This window comes from Cloacibacterium rupense, from assembly GCF_014645495.1.
Classification (GTDB): Bacteria; Bacteroidota; Bacteroidia; order Flavobacteriales; family Weeksellaceae; genus Cloacibacterium; species Cloacibacterium rupense.
The window spans coordinates 225,398-247,441 of sequence record NZ_BMLV01000006.1; the positions used below are offsets into that span (position 1 = coordinate 225,398).

General features: G+C 29.3%; 16 protein-coding genes. 9 read left to right on the forward strand and 7 right to left on the reverse strand.

From position 1 onward, the window contains the following. Nucleotides 1-12: 12 nt before the first annotated feature. The 6 genes from IEW40_RS12890 (at nt 13) to IEW40_RS12915 (ending at nt 7,082) form a co-directional block, all read left to right on the forward strand. Nucleotides 13-2,589, forward strand: coding sequence for a YfhO family protein (locus IEW40_RS12890; RefSeq protein WP_188618515.1), 2,577 nt, complete (start codon nt 13-15; stop codon nt 2,587-2,589). Between the two features lie 17 nt (nt 2,590-2,606). After that, nucleotides 2,607-3,284 (forward strand): acyl carrier protein, encoded by a 678-nt coding sequence (locus IEW40_RS12895; protein WP_188618516.1) that lies wholly within the window; start codon nt 2,607-2,609, stop codon nt 3,282-3,284. A 391-nt stretch (nt 3,285-3,675) separates the two neighbouring features. Continuing rightward, entirely contained in the window at nt 3,676-4,977 is a 1,302-nt protein-coding gene (locus IEW40_RS12900; protein ID WP_188618517.1) for a glycosyltransferase family protein, read from the forward strand. A gap of 4 nt (nt 4,978-4,981) precedes the next feature. After that, nucleotides 4,982-5,575 carry a DUF2202 domain-containing protein gene (locus IEW40_RS12905; protein ID WP_188618518.1) on the forward strand — a complete coding sequence of 198 codons (594 nt, stop codon included), beginning with the start codon at nt 4,982-4,984 and terminating at the stop codon, nt 5,573-5,575. A 137-nt stretch (nt 5,576-5,712) separates the two neighbouring features. After that, complete coding sequence (locus IEW40_RS12910; RefSeq protein WP_188618519.1) at nt 5,713-6,375, forward strand: DUF2202 domain-containing protein; 663 nt, start codon at nt 5,713-5,715, stop codon at nt 6,373-6,375. Nucleotides 6,376-6,467: 92 nt separating this feature from the next. Next, complete coding sequence (locus IEW40_RS12915) at nt 6,468-7,082, forward strand: DUF2202 domain-containing protein (protein WP_188618520.1); 615 nt, start codon at nt 6,468-6,470, stop codon at nt 7,080-7,082. A 35-nt stretch (nt 7,083-7,117) separates the two neighbouring features. On the opposite strand, the gene IEW40_RS12920 is transcribed toward IEW40_RS12915, so the two are convergent. Continuing rightward, the gene (locus tag IEW40_RS12920) at nt 7,118-8,347 is read right to left on the reverse strand and encodes an ABC transporter permease (RefSeq protein ID WP_188618521.1); all 1,230 of its coding nucleotides are present in this window, start codon (nt 8,345-8,347) and stop codon (nt 7,118-7,120) included. Between the two features lie 4 nt (nt 8,348-8,351). On the opposite strand from IEW40_RS12920, the gene IEW40_RS12925 reads away from it, so the two are divergent. Next, entirely contained in the window at nt 8,352-9,566 is a 1,215-nt protein-coding gene (locus IEW40_RS12925; protein ID WP_188618522.1) for an exo-beta-N-acetylmuramidase NamZ family protein, read from the forward strand. Nucleotides 9,567-9,616: 50 nt separating this feature from the next. Here the strand turns inward: IEW40_RS12925 and IEW40_RS12930 are convergent, their stop codons facing one another. From IEW40_RS12930 to IEW40_RS12950, 5 genes are all read right to left on the reverse strand, one after another. Then, complete coding sequence (locus IEW40_RS12930) at nt 9,617-9,823, reverse strand: hypothetical protein (RefSeq protein ID WP_188618523.1); 207 nt, start codon at nt 9,821-9,823, stop codon at nt 9,617-9,619. 1 nt (nt 9,824) lies between these two features. Further along, a complete protein-coding gene (locus IEW40_RS12935; RefSeq protein ID WP_188618524.1) occupies nt 9,825-10,388 on the reverse strand; it encodes a DUF3575 domain-containing protein in 564 nt (187 codons plus the stop codon). A gap of 1 nt (nt 10,389) precedes the next feature. Then, entirely contained in the window at nt 10,390-11,565 is a 1,176-nt protein-coding gene (locus IEW40_RS12940; protein WP_262891261.1) for a thioredoxin family protein, read from the reverse strand. 773 nt (nt 11,566-12,338) lie between these two features. Then, complete coding sequence (locus IEW40_RS12945; RefSeq protein ID WP_188618526.1) at nt 12,339-18,158, reverse strand: ATP-binding protein; 5,820 nt, start codon at nt 18,156-18,158, stop codon at nt 12,339-12,341. A gap of 67 nt (nt 18,159-18,225) precedes the next feature. Beyond that, a complete protein-coding gene (locus tag IEW40_RS12950; RefSeq protein WP_188618527.1) occupies nt 18,226-18,468 on the reverse strand; it encodes a hypothetical protein in 243 nt (80 codons plus the stop codon). A 296-nt stretch (nt 18,469-18,764) separates the two neighbouring features. Here IEW40_RS12950 and IEW40_RS12955 point away from each other — a divergent pair, with 296 nt between their 5' ends. Continuing rightward, the gene (locus IEW40_RS12955; protein WP_188618528.1) at nt 18,765-19,685 is read left to right on the forward strand and encodes an IS1595 family transposase; all 921 of its coding nucleotides are present in this window, start codon (nt 18,765-18,767) and stop codon (nt 19,683-19,685) included. Beyond that, the gene (locus tag IEW40_RS12960; RefSeq protein ID WP_188618529.1) at nt 19,678-20,604 is read left to right on the forward strand and encodes a KilA-N domain-containing protein; all 927 of its coding nucleotides are present in this window, start codon (nt 19,678-19,680) and stop codon (nt 20,602-20,604) included. The genes IEW40_RS12955 and IEW40_RS12960 overlap by 8 nt, the downstream gene beginning before the upstream one ends. A 365-nt stretch (nt 20,605-20,969) precedes the next feature. Here the strand turns inward: IEW40_RS12960 and IEW40_RS12965 are convergent, their stop codons facing one another. Next, on the reverse strand, nt 20,970-21,980 hold the full coding sequence (locus tag IEW40_RS12965) for a hypothetical protein (protein ID WP_188618530.1): 1,011 nt from the start codon (nt 21,978-21,980) through the stop codon (nt 20,970-20,972). Nucleotides 21,981-22,044: the final 64 nt, after the last annotated feature.

Consider the following 22,044-nt stretch of genomic DNA (forward strand, 5'->3'; position numbering starts at 1 on the left):
AATAATCAAAATATGCTGAAAAATAAAAATATCCTATATATCGTCATTTCATTGGCGATTTTTGTGGTTTTGGCCTTGGTTTACAATAATCCTGTAATTTCTGGCAAACAATTGCTACAACACGACATTGTACAATACAAAGGTGGTGCTAAAGAACTACTAGATTACAGAGCTAATAATGGTAAAGAAACTTACTGGAGTGATGCCATGTTCGGAGGAATGCCTACTTACCAATCAGGAGCACAATTTCGTGGGGATGTCATCAAAAAAATAGATGATGCATTCAATTTTTTACCAAAACCAGCTAATTTTATTTTTCTACTTTTTGCAGGATTTTTCTTGCTGGGCTATGTTGCTACCAAAAATTGGAAATACGCGCTGTTAGGTGCTACATTTTTTGGGCTATCTACGTATTTTTATATCATCATAGCGGCTGGCCATAATGGTAAAGTGGCCACTTTAACTTATTTTGCGCCTCTTCTTGCAGGAATTTTATTGGTTTATATTCGCAAAAAATACATTCTCGGGTTCATTGTCACGTCGCTTTTTATGGGATTGCAAATTTGCGCCAATCACCCACAAATGACGTATTATCTCTTCTTAGCACTAGCATTTTTATTTATTTCAGAATTGGTGAGAGCTGCCACAGGAAAAATAGAATGGAAACACTTTCTGATTTCTTCAGGAATCCTTGGTTTAGCTATGATTTTAGGTGTTGGAATGAATTCACAAAGACTTTTGGCTAATTCAGAATACGTAAAAGAAACTGTAAGAGGAAAACAAATCTTAAAATCTGAACACAATTCTAAGGATGATGACGGAATGAAAAAACAAGAAGTCCTCAACTGGAGTTATGGAAAATTAGAAACCCTTAACTTATTTATTCCAAGATTATTAGGAGGTAGCTCTACCGAAGAAGTTTCTGATGATTTCAAAAAAGAACTAAGAGCATCTTTAGAAAGTCAAACCGATGATGAAGAGCAAATTCAAGCTGTTTTTGACCAAGTAGTAAATGGTGTCCCGATGTATTGGGGAGACCAACCCGGAACTTCTGGGCCTGCTTATCAAGGTGCAATTGTAGTCTTTTTAGCAATTTTAGGATTTTTCTTCGCTTGGAAAAAATATCGTTATTGGATTTTAGGAGCTTCTATTTTAACCATTCTTTTAGCTTGGGGAAGCAATTTCTTACCACTTTCAGACTTGTTTATAAACTACGTTCCGCTTTACAATAAATTCAGAGCGCCATCTTCCATTTTAGTTGTAGTAGAATTATTATTCCCTCTGATTGCAATTATTGGACTTTATAGATTTTACAACGATGAAAAACTAACCGAAGAATACAAACAAAAAATATTATTATCCGTTAGCGGAAGCATTTTAGGAATTACACTTCTCATCATCCTTTTTGCCAAAAGTTTATTCGGGTTTGAAAGTTCTGCAGAAACTGGAAAAATTCCAGATTTTATCATGACTGTTATTAAAGATGAAAGAGCTAGAATGCTAAGAATAGACGCTATAAAAGCATTTATTTATGTTCTGATTACCTCTGGAGTTTTATTTTTAAGTCTTAAGAAAAAATTGTCTCAAAATATTGCTTTAATCATCATAGGTTTGGTAAGTTTATTCGATTTATGGACGGTAAATAAACGTTATTTAAATAATGATAATTTTGTAGATAAAACTTTTGCTCAAACACCGTTCGTAACCGAAAATTCTGATTATTTATCTGGAAAAGCAGGTGATAATCCTCAGCTGAATGATTTGCTTTCAAGAGCCAATATGAACAAAGTTTTGCAAGAGATTTCAGACAAAGACAAAACCCATTACAGAATTTTCAACCAAATTCTAGGTCCTTTCGGAGAAACAAACACTTCATATTACAAAGCTTCTGTTGGCGGTTATCACGCTGTAAAACTGAGAAGATACGACGATCTTATCAATCATTATTTTTATAGTGAAGATTCTACAAAATCTGCTCAAATTCCTAATATTTTGAGTTTACTCAACACAAAATATGTAATTGGCGGAAGCGTAGAACAACCTCAAGTACAGATAAACCCGAAAGCCAACGGTAATGCTTGGTTGGTTTCAGATATTAAATTTGTAAACACACCAAACGAAGAAATAGACGCAATTGGTAGCATTGATTCTAAAAAAACAGCAGTAATTTCTATCGATGATAAGAAATACTTTGAAGGAAAAACTTTAGCAGCAGATTCTACTGCTATTGTAGATTTAACGAAATATCAAGCCAACGAATTAGAATTCAAAACACAATCTAAAACACCACAATTGGCAGTTTTCTCTGAAATTTATTATCCAAAAGGTTGGAAGATGTTTTTAGACGAAAAAGAAGTTCCTTACATCAAGGCAGATTATCTATTGAGAGCAGTGTATGTACCAGCAGGAAATCATACTATTAGAATGCTTTTCGAACCAGAAGTCATAGCCAAAGGAAAAACAATTTCTATGATTGCATTTGGATTGTTTGTGTTGCTTTCTTTGGTTGGAGTTTATTTTTTGTACAAAAATTCAGTAGGGACAAATCGTGACTTGTCCGAAATTTCGCAGGAATTTCAAAATTCGTAATCAAAAAAATCTGAAATATGAAAAAAGAGAAAGGAATTTTAGATTCAGTTGATGGACTTGATTCTGTTGAAATTATTATTGCTATTGAAAATTCATTCAACATAAAGTTTGATGATGAAAAAGATTTTGAAAAAGTGAAAACTTATGGAGAATTTGAAAATTTGGTTATAGATAAGATTCAAGGAACTGAGATGAATGATTGTACTTCTCAACAATCCTTTTATAAATTAAGGGAAATTTTAGTTGAAGATTTTAATATTCCTTTTAGAAATATAACTCCTAAAACTCAATTGGATAATATATTTCCTTCAAAAAATAGAATTAAAAGTGTTACTTTTTTAAAAGATAAACTAAAAACTGAAACTAGTTTTTTAAAACCTGATTTTACATTATCGTTCATTTCTGTAGTTTTAATAATATTGTCTTTTTATTATTTTTTTAATCAATTTTTATTAGGATTACTATTATTTGTAATTGGAATTTTTTGTGTAAAAATTGCTCAAGATTTTGGAAAAGAATTTTACGTTATTACCATTGGTGAATTATCAGAACTTATGGTAAAAAAAGACTATAAAAATTCAAGAAGAAATTCTGAAACCTATAACCCAACAGAAGTAAAAGAAATCATTAAAGAAATATTTTCTGATTCTTTAGATATTGAAAAATCAAAACTTCAATATAATACAATTTTATGAAAATTGAAAACTTAGAAACATTTAGATTTAAAAATGAAATTGAATTTCAAAATTTCTACGTTCAGTTTAATCATTTTTTAAAAAATGATGAGTTAATTTTTGAAAACTCTATCAATTATAGAAACATCATTTATGACATATACAAGTATACCATAAACGGAAAATTATACGCACTATCATTGCCTAATTTTCCATTTCACAAAGGTTTTTTTCTTGAACTTACCAAGGTTAGTTATCACACTAGAAATCTTACAAAATATGAAACTAAAAATGGAAGATCAAATCAGTCAATAATTGTTTCTTTCATTATCATTTTAATTATATATTTATTCTTCAAATTATTTTAAGATTCATTCTTTAGAAGTAATAAATAATTTTGCGGTTTAAAAAAATGAAGCCAGAAACAAAAAAAATACTCATCATTTCCTATTATTGGCCTCCAGCCGGTGGACCAGGCGTACAACGTTGGTTGAAATTTGTAAAATATTTGCCCGAATTCGGTTGGGAACCTACAGTTTTTATTCCAGAAAATCCGAGCTATCCTATTGTAGATGAAACTTTGCAAAAAGATGTTCCAAAGAATTTGAAAATGATAAAAACCAAAATTTGGGAACCTTATCAATTGGCAGAAAAATTCGGTAAGGACAATAAAAAATTCAAAGCTGGGCAATTTGACGTCGGCGACAACCAATCTTGGAAAGCCAAACTTTCGATTTTTGTAAGAGGAAATTTCTTTATTCCCGATGCGCGAGTTTTTTGGGTAAAACCTTCGGTTGAGTTTTTAGAAAAATACCTAAAAGCGAATCATTACGATGTTTTGGTAACAACTGGGCCACCTCATTCTTTGCATTTAATTGGTTTAGGATTGAAGAAGAAAATACCCAACTTAAAATGGATTGCAGATTTCCGTGATCCTTGGACGGAAATTTCCTATTACAAACATCTGAAACTAACAAAATTTGCCGATAAAAAACATAGAAATTTAGAAGAACAAGTTTTCCTAAACGCAGATATTACCTTGGCAACAAGCTACACAGATGCCGAAAATTTTAAGAAAAAAGGAGCGAATGCTTTCTGTATTACGAATGGATTTGATTTGGAAGTCGGAAGTCAGAAGTCGGAAGTTGGAAGGTCAGGAAAATTCACTTTAAGTTACATTGGAGTTCTAGAGCAATTGCGAAATCCTGAAATTTTGTGGGAAACTTTGAATGATTTGCTTTCTGAAAATAAAGATTTTGCCAAAGATTTTGAATTGAAATTTGTAGGAAGATTAGATGACAAAATTTCGCAAAAAATAGATAGTTCTCTATTAAGAAATCACTTGTTAAATTTAGGTTATCAAACACATGATAAAGCTTTGGAAGAAATGCAAAATTCTTCGGTTTTATTGATGACCAATTTCCCACAAGAGTCTTCAAAAGGAATTATCCCAGGGAAAATTTTTGAATATCTAGCCACAGGAAAAACCATTCTTTCCTTCGGACCAAAAGATGCAGATGTAGAAAAAATTCTTTCAGAGACAAAAGCTGGCAAACATTTCGGCTATAATGAAAAAGAAAGTTTGAAACAATTTATTTTAAATTCTTACCAAAACTGGAAATCTGGAAACATAGAAAACAATGCCGAAAACATAGAACAATTTTCTAGAAAAAATTTGACCAAAAATTTAGTAGATTTGTTAAACCAATTATAAATTAATGAAATTTCTAACCACCTTTTTATTTTCACTATTATTAATTTCTTGCTCTCTAATGCAACCAAAATCGGTAAGAAATTCTAACCTTCTGAATGAGAAAGAAATCACCTCCATTACTCAACTCATAGGAAAAGAGAAAATTGCGAAAGAGGTTTATGAAAATTTTTACCAACAGTATCAAAACAACCTTTTTGGGAATATTGCCAAAAGAAAACAAAAACACATAGATATTTGGAAAGAAATTTTATCTAAACAAAATATTTCTGTTTTCGAAAATGATGCGGTAGTAGAAACCGAAAACCTTAAAAATCAACTCATTTCTGAAGGTACTGACGAAATTTCAGCTCTGAAAACCGCTTTAAAAATTGAAGAACTCAACATTAATGACATTTATTTGGTAAGAAAAAACAGCGGAAAATCTACCATCAGAGAAGCGGCAAATGGTATAGAATGCGGCACTAGAAATCATCTTTTTGTCTATTACAGAGCCTTGAAAGAAAAAAATGGGGATTATAAAAACCAATTTCTTTCAGGTAAACAATTTAAAAATATTGTCAACGGAGCGGTAAATTCTTGTGGCTTAAAATACGATTAAGAATTCCTTCTATTATTTGGTAATAAACCTTTTATTTGTGGTAATTTTTATCGATTATCGCAATTTTTATACTTTTATGAAGTTTTTCATTTTAACTTAACCTAAGCTTTTAAATCTAATTTTAAAATTCACAAGTTATGAAAAACTCAACTTTAAAAATCATCATTTTCATTTTTCTAGGATTGGTAATTTTCACCAATTACACTAAATCTAATTTTCCTAATAGCGAACAAGAATCTCTTCTTTTTATGTTAGAAGAAGAAAAACTAGCTCACGATGTTTATACGCAATTGTATGAAAAATGGGAAACCAGACAATTCGAGAACATCAAAGAGAGTGAAAAAATACACATGGAAAAAATAAAAACTCTACTAGACCAAAACAAAATTCTTTATGAAATTTTACCAATAGGCAAATTTAAAAACCAAAATCTTCAGAAATTATATAATGATTTGATTGCTAAAGGAAATATCTCTGAAATAGAAGCTCTAAAAGTAGGCGCAACCATAGAAGATGTAGATATTTTTGACTTAAAAAGGCTTAAAAAAGAAACCGAAAACCAGCAGATTTTGAATGTTTATGACTTTTTAGAATGTGGCTCTAGAAATCATTTAAGAGCATTCAACAGAGGATTGAGTGTGAACAACTCAAGCTATGAAGTTCAATATATTTCTAAACAAGAATTTAATAAGATTATCAATAATGAACATGAAAAATGTGGCAAAACATTTAATTCTTCTTGTAATAAAAATGAAAATGCTACTATGAGAAGAGGTAAAAATAGAAATTTTAAAAATTAAACTTTCCAAATAACAATTGCTTTACCGAAAACAAATTTTGAAAAATTAATGTGTGAAAAACAACATATATTTTAATTTCAAACCTTACAAAAATGAAAAAATTAATCAAAACTCTAGTTATTGCTCTCGTTTTAATAAATATCAACCAATGCTCTAGAAATAGTGATAATGAGGATTTACAAAATCTTCCTGCAATAACTGCTGAGGAAAAAAACGATCTTACTTTTATGTTCGAAGAAGAAAAACTCGCAAGAGACACTTACCTATTCTTACATCAAAAATGGAATCTGCAAGAATTCGCCAATATCAAAAATAGCGAACAATCACACATGAATGCAATAGAAAATCTGTTGATAAAATATAATATTCCTTATCAAAAATTGCCTGAAGGAAAGTTCGAAAACAGCAACCTACAAACACTTTATAATCAACTAATTACCCAAGGGAGCATAAGCAACAAAGAAGCCCTAAAAGTAGGCTCTACCATAGAAGATGTAGACATAAAAGATTTAAATAATCTAAGCGCAAAAACTAAAAACACACTCATTTTGAATGTATATAGTAAACTTACATGCGGCTCTAGAAATCATATGAGAACGTTTACCAATAGCCTAGAAATCCTAGGAGAAGAATATTCACCGCAGTTTATCTCACAGACTGAGTATGATTTAATCATCAATTCTTCTAATGAAAGTTGCGGAAAATAATTTATTAAAATCGGAAGCCATTTCATCCGATTTTTTTAATCATACTTAATCACTTTAACTGGAGAAATTTTAGAAATCAAATAACTCGGTAAAATAAGCGCCACTGCAGAAACCAATAAAATTCCTAAAGAAATTGCTAAAATATAAATAGGATTAAGGTCTACTGGCACTGTACTTACATAGTAATTTTCGGGATTTAATTTAATAATCCCAAAAAATTTCTGTATCAACAACAATCCTACGCCTATAACATTTCCGATGATTAATCCTGGCACCATAATAAGCAAAGTATAATTAATGAAAATAGCCCTAATCTGCTGATTGTTAGCTCCCAATGTTTTCAATACCCCAATAGAATTTGTTCTTTCAATTATTAATATTAAAAGAACCATAATAATATTAATGACCACAACTACCAAAAGAATGGTAATAATTAAAGCGATATTGGTATCAAAAAGACCAATCCAATCTACAATCTGTGGGTATTTATCTGTGGCTTTTTCAGCAAAATTTTTAAAACCGATCAGCCTTTCAATTTTAGGAAATGCAGAATCAATAGTTTCTGATTTTTTTAGAAAAACATCTATTCCGCCAACATCATCTTTTGAAATATCTTGAATTTTTCTAACATGGTTGATATCTCCAATGATAAATAAATCATCAATCATTTTGATATCGGTTTTATAAATCCCTGAAACTACAAATTTTCTGTAAATAGGTTTTTGGTCTTCTTTAGAAAAAATAGCCACTATGCTATCTTTGGTTTTCAGATGCAAATCATTCGCAATTTTTTGAGACAAAATCACCTGATTATTGTACCCTATTTCGGTAAATTTCGGAATTTCTCCAGAAATCATAAAATCTTGAAATCTCTCAGCATCAAAATCTTTAGAAACCCCTTTCAAAATCACTCCATCAAAATTATCTTCCGTCCTTAGAATTCCAGAAACAGTAGCATAGGATTGTACTCCTGCTACCTCTTCTAAACTCTTAATTTCATTAATCTTAAGGCCTTCTTTATTAAGTACAGAAGTATTGTAAGAAGAATTACTTCGGGTCGATTTTATAGTAATATGACCAGAAAAATTAGCCAATCTACTCTCGATGGCTTTTTTAGAACCCAGCCCAGTAGAAACAGTGATGAGAGAAACTATAATTCCTAATGCAACGGATAATCTGCCGATGAAAACAATCACCTTAGAAAGATTATTTTTGTTATCTTTGGAAAAAGCTATTTTTTTAGAAAAATATATAGGAAATTTCAATGCAATGAATTTAAGTCTCAAAATTAAAAATTTACTTCTTATTAAACTAATTATTTTTGGAATTGTGTGCCTCACATGTTCAAAAATATTGGCACAAATCAAAAATCAAGAAGAAAATTGTTATAAAACAGCTGCTGATAGACCAGAACTTTACCTAAAATTATTAAAAAATAAAAATATTGCCGTAGTGGCCAACCAAACTAGTTTATTGGCAGATAAAACGCATTTGGTAGATTTTTTGGTGAAAAATAATATTAAAATTAAAGAGATTTTTGCACCAGAGCACGGTTTCCGAGGAAACGCAGATGCTGGTGAACACGTAAAAAACGGTATTGATACCAAAACTGGATTACCCATTGTTTCTTTATACGGAGATAATAAGAAACCAAAAGCCGAGCAATTACAAGGTGTAGATTTAATTTTATTTGATATTCAAGATGTTGGCGTAAGGTTTTACACCTACATTTCTACACTTTCTTACGTAATGGAGGCTGCTGCTGAAAATAATATAGAAGTTATCGTTCTAGACCGCCCAAATCCTCATGATGGATATACTGACGGGCCAGTTTTAAAAGAAAAATGGACAAGTTTTGTTGGATTGCACAAGGTACCTGTAGTGTACGGATTAACTATTGGCGAGTACGGGAAAATGGTAAACGGTGAAAAGTGGCTTAAGAATGGTTTAAAAGCCAAATATACCATTATCCCAATGCTAAATTATCATAAAAAACAGAGATATCCTATTTCTGAAAAACCATCTCCTAATCTACCGAATAATCAATCCATCAACCTCTATCCTAGCCTTTGTTTTTTTGAAGGAACGCAAGTTTCCGTAGGACGTGGAACAGATTTTCCGTTTCAGGTTTTTGGAAGTCCTTGGTTAAAGAATTATACATTCAAATTTACTCCAAAACCTAATTTTGGGGCAAAAGACCCTTTTTTAAATGGCAAATTATGCTACGGTGAAGACTTGAGAAACTACCCGGAAATTAAGTCTCAATTAGACCTCAGTTTCATGATAAATGCTTATCAAAATTTTGATAAAAAATCTCAAGAATTTTTCCTAAAAAACCTTTGGTTCGATACTTTGGCAGGAACAGATGAATTGAGAAAACAAATCATTGCTGGAAAATCTGAACAAGAAATTAGAAACTCTTGGAAACAAGATCTTAAAAACTTCGAGAAAATTAGAACTAAGTATAGAATTTATGAAGATTGATGAGGCAAGACATCTAAAAAAAGCAACCTAAAATTGGTTGCTTTTGTTTTTTAATCAAAATGTTGTGGCGGATTTTTATCATTCTTGCCTCGGTTATAAAAAAACATTCCGATAGTGATTCCCACCATACCAGCTACACCGTTCATTATTGCAGTTTGTAATTTATCTGGTCTAGAATTCCCTATGTAATTCATTAAAAATACAATCACAAATGTGATGATGAGTAGCAACAAAAATTTAAAACTTTTTATTTCCATTTTAATTTATTTTATAAGACAACGCAACTCCTACTTTATAAGGAATCAATTCTCCACTTCTGTTCCAAGGATTTTTAGGCTCATATCTTTGTCCGTTTACAATATCATAACCATGATAAAACCCTTGTGATGTTGCACCACCTAGATACATATCTATATTTAATTTTTCAGAAATAGGATATTGATAACCAACTGTAACACCAAAGAGTAAAGAATATCCTCTTTGATATTGATTAGAATTTAAATAATTCCATTTTTGTATATCAAAAATTGCAATACCTGCATTTCCACCAATATAAAAGTGATTAAAACTTTCTTTAAAATAATACCTGCCTTCTAAATTAAAATTGTAAATCTGTAATCTATTCCCCAAAAAAGAACGCCAAGGTGAAATAAAAAATTCTGGTTGCAAAGTAATATTATCTGAAACTTTAGCTTCTACACCCGCATTTAACATTCCTAATGGTAAGCCAAGCATGTTTACTTTGGCATATGTCTGAGCGTTTATTTTATCACCAAAAAATAAAAAGAATGTGATTAAAAAAAATGTTTTTAGTTTATTCATTTTACTGCTTTATACTATTCAATAGATTCTCGGTAGAAGTATATTCTGCATTACTTTTTTTAGCTAATTCTATAGATTTTTCCGCCCATATTTTAGCATTTTTAGAGTCATTCAATTTGTAATAAAGCCTCGCTAATGTATCTGTATTAATGTTATCTTCTTGCTTTTTAATTGACTCTAATGACCAATCGACCGCTTTTTTTAAAGAATCTGCATTACTTACAAACAAAAAGAAATCCCATGAAACTTGATTTAATTCTTCTGCACTAAAATCTGCAGGTTTTTCATAATAATCTAAGCACGCTTTTTCGTATTCTATATAGTTTTTATTGCTCAAATAAAAATCTTTTCTTAACCTAGCAGAAAGAATTTTGGCGTCCTTTTCTCCTATAATCTTGGTAGCTTCTGTTATTAAATAGTTATTATCAATTTTTTCATTCGTATAATCCACGGCTTTTTTAATGATTGTGGTAAGCTTTAATTGCCTTTCAAAATCATTCAAAACGTTTTCAGGAACAAATTTCATTAACTCTGATTTCTTCTTTTGAAAAATTTTAAAATTTCCATCTTCAGAACTTTTTGTAAAATAGAGAAGAATTGCCGCATCTTCTTTAGTTAATTCAGCATTTTCTTTAACCTGAAAATATCTTTCTGAAATTTTTTGAGCAAATGAAAAATCATTACCTGAGACATCTTTCATAAGCTTTATTAAAAATTCAGGGTCTTTTTCTCCAGCATAGAATTTTTCAATTCTTTTTTCAATTTTATTTTCAGGATTAAGCACATCTTTTCCCATGGCTAAAAAACCAGAAACTTCCATATACCCCTTACCTCTGAAGACCACTTCCCCATTCCCGTTGAGAAACAAAAAAGAAGGATAAGAATTCACCCCATACTTTCTGGCAATATCCTTTCCTTCTCCTTTTTCCATATCAAACCTAGAATTGATGAAGTTTTTGTTATAAAACTCCCCTACTTCCTTCTGAGGAAAAACATTTCTTTCTAACAATTTACAAGGGCCACACCATGAGGCGAAAGCATCTAGAAAAACCAGTTTATTTTCTTTTTTAGCTTTATCCAATATATTTTGAAAAGTATCATTTTCAAATTGAATTCCTTCCTGTGCGAAAAAACTCACTGAAAACAAAAAAAAGAATATTTTAAAAAAATTACGCATGTGATGAAATTGAGCCACGAAGATAAAAATAATAGTGCCAAAAAACAAAAAAGCCCGAAAAAATCGGGCTTTTTGTGGTTTCTCCAGGAATATATGCTTTTCCTTTAAACCCCTTATAATAGGAGATTTCAGATTTTAATAATTTTCAGGTAACCGAATATTCCACCTTTGAAATGAAGCAATTTTACTCAAATCGTATAGACAAAATTAATGAATTTTTAATTATTATACAAAAATTAAGTAGTTCTAAGAAAAGTATTCTTTTTAATTATGATTTGAAGGTTTAGTATTAAATTTTGATTACTAGTTTAGGAGCAAAGGATTGAAGTCTGAACACTATTAAAATAAAATAAATTGCTAGACTGTAGTAATTTGAAACCTTGACAAAGTTAAAATAAATTTCCTAAAGAGCCTTTAAACAAATAGTTTTGGGGCTTTTTTTATTTCATTAGTACAACATAAGTGCAACAAATTAAAAAGTATTGTAAAAATGATGCTTCCCTTTTACATTGCACTATGGCAAAGATATAAAATGTTTTTTGTGTAAAATATTGATAGACATATTTTATCACATAATATTACTAAATCGCTTTTTATTCATATATTTTAGCCTTGTGGTTGTATAATTTATTTGCTGATAGGCAAGTCTAATCTTATTCCTTCTATTTATGTACTAGAACTCAGAAATACCACAAAATCTATTAGACAGTTTCTCAAGCCTTAAAAATGTATTAAAAAGCTACCATTCATGAGAATTTTTTCATAAAAAGTTTTCAAAAATCTAATAATAATTTTTCAAATTTTTCATTCTCTTCATAGCGATCTTCTCGCCCTAAGCTGTTTAACTTAATAGATGTATGTTTTGCTAAAATACCAACTTTACATTTCCTTTTTTCACTAAATTCTTTTAAAAATGATTTTTTTATCATTAAATAGGTACAATATCCTATTGGCTCACCAAAAGGTCTGGTATCTTTAAAATCTTCAAGAAAATCACCAAAAAATGCAACAACCTCATTATTTTTTTTATAAATAATTTGATTTGAGGAAATATCAAAATGTAATTCTTCAGATAGAGTTTTAGATAGAAGAAAAATATTTTCTTTCATTCTAAAGTAATTCCACATATTATTAGTTTGTCTTGCTAATGGAGAAATTAGTGGAACAAATTCTGAGGATGTTTCTTTGGGTCCAAGAAATTCTAATTCACAATCCAATAAACCATATTGAAATGGAATAAGTGTGGGATTATACCACATTCCAGCATCTGAAAGTTTATCTTGAATTTCTTCTTCACTATTTGTGTCAATAAATTTTTCATTACAACCAAACAAAGTTATTGTAATATTATAGAAATTTAACTTTCGTTCATCAGGATTATTTTTCAAAGGGAAAGAATAATTAAAATAAACTGGTATAAAATCTTTGCCTATTTCAAATAGATTTGAATATATTTCCTGAGTGTTTTCTATTTTTAATAATTTATTTGTTGAAAATTTTGGCAACCAATTCGGCTTGTCAATTACATTAATATCCCATAATGAATAATCAACAGGTAGGTTCATTATCGTAAGTCTCAAAATATCACTAACCGCGATTAAATCAAATTGATAAACAGCATCAATCAATCTAAAAAAAGTAGATTTAAGAATATCAGTAAATATTGTAGATCTGCCTGTCATATAATTATACTGTGAATTTTTAAAATCTTCATCGGTATTTCTATTATAATTTATGCCCCTGATTTCACATTCATCTTCATACATATTACACCATACTTTCCATATTTTAAATTGATATGTGGCTTTTGATTGAAGAAAATCAATATCAGCCAAATATTTCAAAGGTAAGTTTCTTCCAATCAGCTTTTTGAATTTTTCTTCTGTCAGTACTGTTTTTCCAGAACTTATAGCAACTACCATCTCCTCTGAGAACCTTAAGTTTAAATTGAGTTTACTCGATATCTTCATCAACAATAAATCCGTAGCCATACATCTTATTGATAATAAATTATCCAAAACGGATTGTGTGAGAATTGTGTATGTTTTAGAATGTGACTTTGCAAGTGATTTTATCAAAACTAATAATCCTTCACAAACTATGCTCTCTAATTCTTCCTCAAACAAATAATTAAAAAAAAGCTGATGATATTCTCCTGTTTTATCCAATATCAAAAGATTTGCAATTTGCTCTCCAGCCAATCCTCTAACTATCGGGCTAATCCAGGTAAATCTGGATAGTAAAATATTAAAGTTTGAAATTTCTCTTGGTGAAATAAAGTAATCAGGGACTTTTAATTCTACGTTAGGAAAAATTTGGGGTAGAATATCTAAATAATACTGTGTAACTCTTTCAGCTTCAGGTAAATTATCTATATCAACAAAGAATTGAGTGGAGTTTGGAATAGGTACACTGTAGTCTTTATCTGAACCGTAATGAAGTCCAACATTAGAAACGGTCTTGAAATAGAAATCATTAATCCTGTCGGAAAAATCGGTTTTAACTTTTTCCCATCTACTCTGCGATTTTTCTAACTTTCCAGAAAAAACAGACCATCCTCCGCCATTAGAATGTGCCCAAGTAATACACTCATAGGCAAATTCTTTATCATATTCATACGCAAAAGGATAAATTTCATCTAGTAATTCTGACGAAACTTTTGAATAATCATCATTGATTATTTTTTTTATTTCTATTAAACTATCTTCAGTACTTAAATTTTTGCTCAATCGTGACTGAAACCAATCCTGTAAAAGGCCTGAAATGTTATAATCTACGAATCTAATTTTGTAGCCTATTTCATTTTCTATATATTCTTTAATCTTGTTAGGGAGAACTGCACCAGTTTTTGTGGCTTTTTCCGGCTTTTTCGCATCTTTCTTTACTTCCGTTGATAAATCATAATTAAACCTCCTTTGTAATTCAGATAAAACGGGAATAACATCTGTCTTTTCTTTCGACACTTTAACAAGAGTTTCATAATGTGGGTCAATGGCCGTTCCTGCTATTGCTTTTGCTACAGGATCTTTATAATCTAATGTATGTAATATATCATTAAAACTATTCTCAATATCATAATATTCACGCTTTTCAATATAATGGAAGTATTGATTGTATAATAATTGAGGATCAATTATTGTTAATAATCCACATAACCTCCCCATAAAATGCCTAGTTTCATCTCCATCCGTAAGCTCTTCAATATTAAAAATATATGGAAAAACTTGTTTAATAAAATTTGAACCTAATTTTGAGCCTGACTTTACACAAATTTCAATACTTTCTAAAATTTGATACAAAAGCATATCCTTATGATTTCCATATGCCAATATATTTTTTGCAGCTTCTTTAATTAGAATATTTGCATTGACAGTATCACTATTATTTAATGCAAAAATTGCCAATTCACATAGCCTTTGTGCTTTTTCATTGAAAGGAACAATTTTTTCTAAAATACCTTTTGATTCATTTTGAATGAAGAAATTAAAATCATTTTTTTCAATGAAAATCATTTTGGAATTAATTACTTCGTTTAAAGATTTACGATTGTAAACCTTCCAATCAGTTAAAAATTCTAAATCATCGTAGTTAAGTTCATATTGCATTCCGCCAAACCGATTAACAGTAGTTGTAAGCCAAAGTGTAATATTAATTATTTTAGGTATTGTTTCCCTTTCGTAATCATAAATATCTCGATTTTCTGAAAAACTCAATTCTGGAAGTTCAATTAATGGCAAAAGTGATGATTTGATACTTAGATAATTTTTAGAATCATAATTTATTCTAATGATCTCTCCTATTTTTAGAACAGCATTGTAAAATTGTATTAACCACTCTTCATTTTTATCAGTAGGAATATTTGAAATATAATTTACTTTCTCATTAAGAAATGAAGAAATAAGGTTTTGTTCAAATTTTTTAGAAATTGGATGTACTTCGTAGGAAAAGTACATTACCTCTTTTGGAAATGATTCAAAAGGCAAAATCTCTAAATTTGAATTATAATCCAAATTAAATAATTTACAATATAAATTTCTTAATATCTCATTTCCTTTTAAAAGCGTCAAAATTAATTCTTTGTATTTAGGTGTTTTTGCTGATAGGTCATCAAAAATTAGACTCTTAGCTATTTCCTTCTTTTCTTGGATATTAATCTTTAGAGATGTTATTTTATTTATTTTTTGTTCTGAAGAATTTATCTCCAGAAGTACTTTGATATAATATCCAAATAAAAATGAGGAATTGTTTTCTTTTCTGAATTGTTTGATAAAATTAAAAATTCTTTTAACATCAGGCTCGGCATAACATAGGACTTCTACCCAATACTTCGCCAGATCATTTGAATTTTCGTGATTGGTTTGAAATAAGTCATTAATACGATTGATAGCATCATCGGGTATTTCTGAAATCTTACCTTTTCTGAATAGTTCGATTAATATTTCCTTAACCTGATAGCCGGTCAATTCGGAAAAATCAGGAAATACAAGTGGAGAGTCGGTTGTCATTCGGAATGATGTCACCCACATTGTTGCCAATGTCTCTCCTAAATTGTACTCTCTATTTCTAAAAATATTTAAAACAGTTGAGAAATAAATTACTTTCTCTAAGGATTTAAGCTCAAATGAAGCTTTAGATGCAATATAAAGAGTGTTTTCAATGATATTTTCGCTTTTCCCTTTTAAATAGTGATCGGTAATCCATTCATTATTAATTGATAATAAAAGTTCAGGTTTTCCTAAATAATACTGAATTTTAGGAAGTTCAGACCAACAGAGATCTTTCTGATTATCTTCTTTCAACCACTTTTCAAGCTCCCGATATAAACTAATTTGCTGCATTCTCAATTCGGGTTGCTTGAAGATAAATACTAAAAAACTATTATGAAATACTGATATTCCTCTTAAATCTAATCTAAATAGATGACGAATTTGCGTAAAACTTTCAGCGATTTTATGAGGTTTTATACCCAGATTTGAAACTAATGAGAACAACTGCTCTTCCTGTAACTTGAAATCAAGCGTTGTAAGAGCAAAAGAAATGGTTTTAGAAATTTCAGGCAGTCTTCTCCAAAGTGTTTCATAATATTTCTCAATTTCACCATCATAAGGAGAAATATTATCTAAATCATAGGAAGATAAGTGCATTTTTCGGTTCTTAATTTCAGTAAGAACATATCTTAAATGCAGCGGATTTCCAGCTGTTAATTTTTGAATTTTTGAAATAATATTCTCATAATAAATTCCATAGGATTCCTCTTGTTTAGGAAATGACTTGTTTACTATGGATTTAATGCTTTGGCGATTTAATCCTTTAATTTCAATCCATTCATTTTTTGGAGCATATTCTTGAATAGCATTCGGGAAACAATCTGTCGCCACTTCTTGTGTTCCAATTAATAACCAAAATCCTTTTTGTGGAAATAGTACTTCATTAAGAAAGTCAATAAGTTGTCTTTGGCTATTACCTTCTCTAATTACATGGTCAAGACCATCAATAATTAGGACAAATGGAACACCAGAATTTCTACTATAATATGAAATTTGATCGATAAACTCTTTTAATTGGATGTGAGAAGTATTTTGTTCTCCCAATGATTCTATAACAGAATTTTTTTGCTTTTTGAATTCAGCTTTAAGTCCTTCTATAACTCTTTCTGAATTTAATCTTTCATAAAAAGATGAATCTTTAGGATTCAGATGATAGTGATGTCGAAAAACAAGACACCCTTTTTTTTGCAAAATACTGTATAGTTTAGAAAGATATGTGCTTTTTCCTGAACCTGGTTTACCTATGAATACTTTTATTCCACCCTTCAAAGTTTGCAATTCATCAATAATATCTTGATGTACTACTTTATCAAAAAATTGAAAATCAGAGGGAACAACAAAGTTTTGATTTAATGGTCTAGGATTATCCCAAGACAACCTAGATCTTATTTCTTTAAGAGTAATTATTTGAGGTTTTTTCTCAGAGCCTTGCTGTGCAATATATATTAATAAGCTATCCACTCCAGCCTTTGTAACTTTTAGGTCTTTATACAAGATTTGACGTAGTTCATCCTCAAAAAATGTTTTGTTAGGTTGATTAAACTTAAATTCAAAATTATCAAAAAAAGACTTCAATGTTAATTCTGAAAATCCGTCAATTTCTAAAGTTTGAATAAAATCACTATTATTTTTTTTGATTTTTTTAAAATTAAAATGATCATTAGCAAAAAAGTTAGAAAGAGTTCCATCTAATTGACCATTTGTAATCAAAGAACAAAATCGTTCATTTTCTTTTAATTCAGAAAATGATTTTACCCATTTTGAAAGCCCTTTACTCAGTAGTTTATCTAAATCCCAAAAATCTGTATCAGGGTTTTGAATATGTTTAATTTGATAATATTCTGTTATTCCATCATTTCGCTTAGCAGTAACATCATCAAGCGCAAAACCTTTGATATCCAAATTTTCAGGCGTGAACTGAATTTTTATTTCAATATATTTTTTAGGGTTTCGCAACCAGTCAATACATAGTTTCAATACGAATAAATCTTCATAAGAATATCCACTTCTAATTGCGCTGTTGGGATTGATTTTCGTTTTAAACATAACGAGAATATTATTTTTTCACTAACTAAGTTTTCTACCTTCTTCAAAAATAGTTATAAATTGATAATTATTGAGCATTAGAAGGAGCTTTATCTTCTTTTATTAAATAAGAAAACCTCTCAATAAAGAGTTTCTCGTCAAACATACTATTAGAAAACCGACTGCTAAAAGGAGCTAACTTTTTACTGATTTTATTATTAAAGGTTTGATATACTTTTCTTTCTGTATTACCATATCCTTTGGCAATCATTTTCATTTTTTTAATATGATCTTCCAAAAGTTCTTTAAAATTTTTATCTTTTCTTTTCAAATATTCTGCAAAAAATATCAGGGTATCTATATCTATAATCACAAGATCATTAACAATTAGATTTTTGTGTATCTCAGGAAGATTATTACGAAGCCATTTGTTTAAAATATAATTTATCCCAGGGATTTCTAAAAGCCTGTCAGATAGTAGTAAGATAGGATAAATAGTATGCTTTTTATCAAGATTGATATTCTCATCATAAATAAAATTAGGTAACTATATATAAATTTACACTAAAATAATTTGCATTTGTGTAAATAACTTCTTATATTTGTAACAACTAAATGTAAGAAGCGATGATAAACACAAACTTCAAATCAATTTTAGACCTTGTACAAGCATTTCCAGACGAGCAAACCTGCATTAATCATTTAGAAACTTTACGTTGGAATGGTAATGTAGTTTCTCCTTTTGATGAAACTTCCAAAGTCTATAAATGTAAAGATAATAAATATAGATGTAAAAATACAGGAAAATATTTTAACGTTAAGACAAATACCATTTTTGACAATACTAAATTAGGATTGCAAAAATGGTTTCTTGCTATCTATATAGTTACTTCTCACAAAAAAGGAATTTCTTCACTTCAATTAAGCCGTGATTTAGATATTACGCAAAAGTCCGCTTGGTTTATGCTTCAAAGAATTAGAAAATGCTTTGGAATTGAAAATGATAATGAATTAGATAACGAAGTAGAAGCAGATGAAACCTACATTGGGGGTAAAAATAAAAATAGACACGAATATAAAAAGATTGAAGGTTCTCAAGGTAGAAGTTCAAAAGATAAAACACCAGTAGTTGGAATGGTTGAAAGAGAAGGTAAGTTAAATGCTAAAGCCGTTGAAGATGTTAAACACGCTACTTTGAGCCGTGAGATAATTAATAGCGTAAAAGAATCCGCAAAACTTTATACTGACGAATGGTTAGGATATAAAGGTTTAGAAAGAGTTTACGACCATAGTATTGTAAAGCACAATCAATCTGAATATGTTGTCGGAAGAATCCATACAAATACTATTGAGGGCTTCTGGTCTTTATTAAAAAGAGGTATCGTAGGAATCTATCATTTTACCTCAAAAAAACACCTTCAAAAATATGTAGATGAATTTGTTTTCAGATACAATACGAGAAATTATACAACTGAAAATAGATTTAATTTCTTAATTTTGAATATTGCTAATAATCGTCTAACTTATAATCAATTAATAAATGGCTAAATCAAAACAAATTAACGTTGATAATATTCCTATTTCAATTGTAGATATTAATGATAATGATTATATCTGCTTGACAGATATGACATCAAATCAAGAAGAAGGAAGCAAATTAATTGAAAAATGGTTAACTAACAAGAATACAATTGAATTTTTAGGAATATGGGAGCAGTTAAATAATCCAAATTTTAATTCCCCCGAATTCGGGGGAATTATGTCTGATGCAGGAACTAATAGATTCTATATGTCTGTAAAGCAATGGGTTACAAAAACAAATTCAATCGGAATTACCGCAAGAACAGGAAAGTTTGGTGGAACATACGCCCATAAAGATATTGCATTTAACTTTGGATTATATATAAGTCCTTTATTTAATCTTTTGTTGATTAAAGAATTTCAGAGATTAAAGGAAATTGAAAGTAATCAATATGGTTTAGAATGGAATGTAAAAAGAGTATTAAGTAAAGCAAACTATCAGATTCAAACCGATGCTGTTAAGAATTATATCATACCAAATTTAACTTATTCACAAAAAAAAGATTGGGTATATGCGGAAGAAGCTGATTTATTAAATATTGTTTTGTTTGGATGTACTGCTAAACAATGGAGAGAGGCTAACCCTCAAAGAGTTTTGAATGGGGAAAATATAAGAGATATGGCAAGTATAAACGAATTAGCAATACTTACTAATTTAGAAAGCCTTAATGCTACTTTAATTAAGAATAAACTTACAAAAAAAGAGAGATTTAGAATATTATTAGATACGGCAAAAGAACAAAGAGAAACTTTAGAAAAAATTGATTACATGAAATCTATAAAGAAAATTTCAGACTCAACATTTATAGATGAACAACACAAAAATAGTATTTCAGATTTTGACCAAAAATTAAAGAAAGGATTAAATTACGACCCAAATTCATAAAATAAAAATCCCCAACTAAAGAAGGGGATTTATTTTTTGCATATTTTAAAACAACTTTGTAAGTTTGTAACGGTTGTCCAACTAAATGTCTAATCGGTGAAATGAAGAAGCACCGAAGATGACACGGTGTTGGTTGTCATCTTAAAACTTGTATATCATGGCGGAAAAACCTAAAACCAAGTTCGTAAAAGTTCATAAAACCACACTAAATGGTAGAAAGTTCTTTTACAGAAGCAAACCAAAAAGTTGTCCTAAAAAATAGCTTTTAGTTTCATGGGAGTTCACGCTCCCATTTTTCTTTCACAAATATATAAAACTATTTTTAAAAAATTAACTTTGCTAACTTTGTGTAAATTTATATATAGTTACCTAAAATTATTTTCAGAAATAGCTTTAATATGATTGATTAACTGCCCGATCCCTATTGGTTTCTTGTCAGTTGGGTTGACTAAAAATTTCTTTTTCAAAACATCAGTAATCTGTCCGATGTCTCCAGATATTTTAATTTCTTTTGCAATTAAAACATCTTTATACTCAAAAATAAAAATATCATTATTATATCTGTAATAGTAATCTGGTTGTTTATCGTTACCCGAAGAATCGTTTTGCTTTATATAATACTTTTTAAAAAAAATATCATCTAAAAGTTTTTTCATCAAATATTCTTCTGAAAATTTTGTATTGTAAAAATTAAAAAAGGTTCTGTCTTTTTCATTTAGATTATTCTTTTTATTAAAACTTTCTTTCAAAATAAACTTAACACTTTTTGTAAACTTATCAAGTACAAAGAAGGGATCAACAATTGAATATGTAAATTCATTTATCTGATATAAAGGATGATTCCGTAGCTTCAAAAAATCAGTTTCAGCAAAAATTTCACTTGATGTAAGAGATTGTAAGAATTTGTTTGAATCTTCATCTTCTACTCTTAATTTAAACGAATTATTATTTTTGAAACGTAGTACCTGCACCAATAAAAAATCAACATTAGCAGATAATTTTTCCACATTATCCTGATTAAAATATTGACATAAATCTTCAATCAAATATTTGTACTCTTCTTTTGATTTTAGGAAATTTATAAGTTTTTCAAATTTATAAGAAGTAACATATCCAAGTTTTAAAAGCTCCATATTTACATCTTCATATACCCCAATATCAGCTGTCGAGAACTTCAAAGCCACAAATATTTCCGCAATTTTTTCAATGCTGTCTTCGGTTCTATCGAGTGTAAGATTATCATTTCGGTTAACACCTTCATTGATTACCAAAAATGCTTTAAACAAATTTAATTCTTCTACATCAGGATTTTCCTCATTAGTATTATTTATAATTAGTATTTCCTTATTGGATAGAATCGTTTCACTTAAAAACAAAGCAGCTTCCCTAGAAACAAGAGTTATATTTCCTAAAATTCTATTACTATAAATTTAGCGAGTA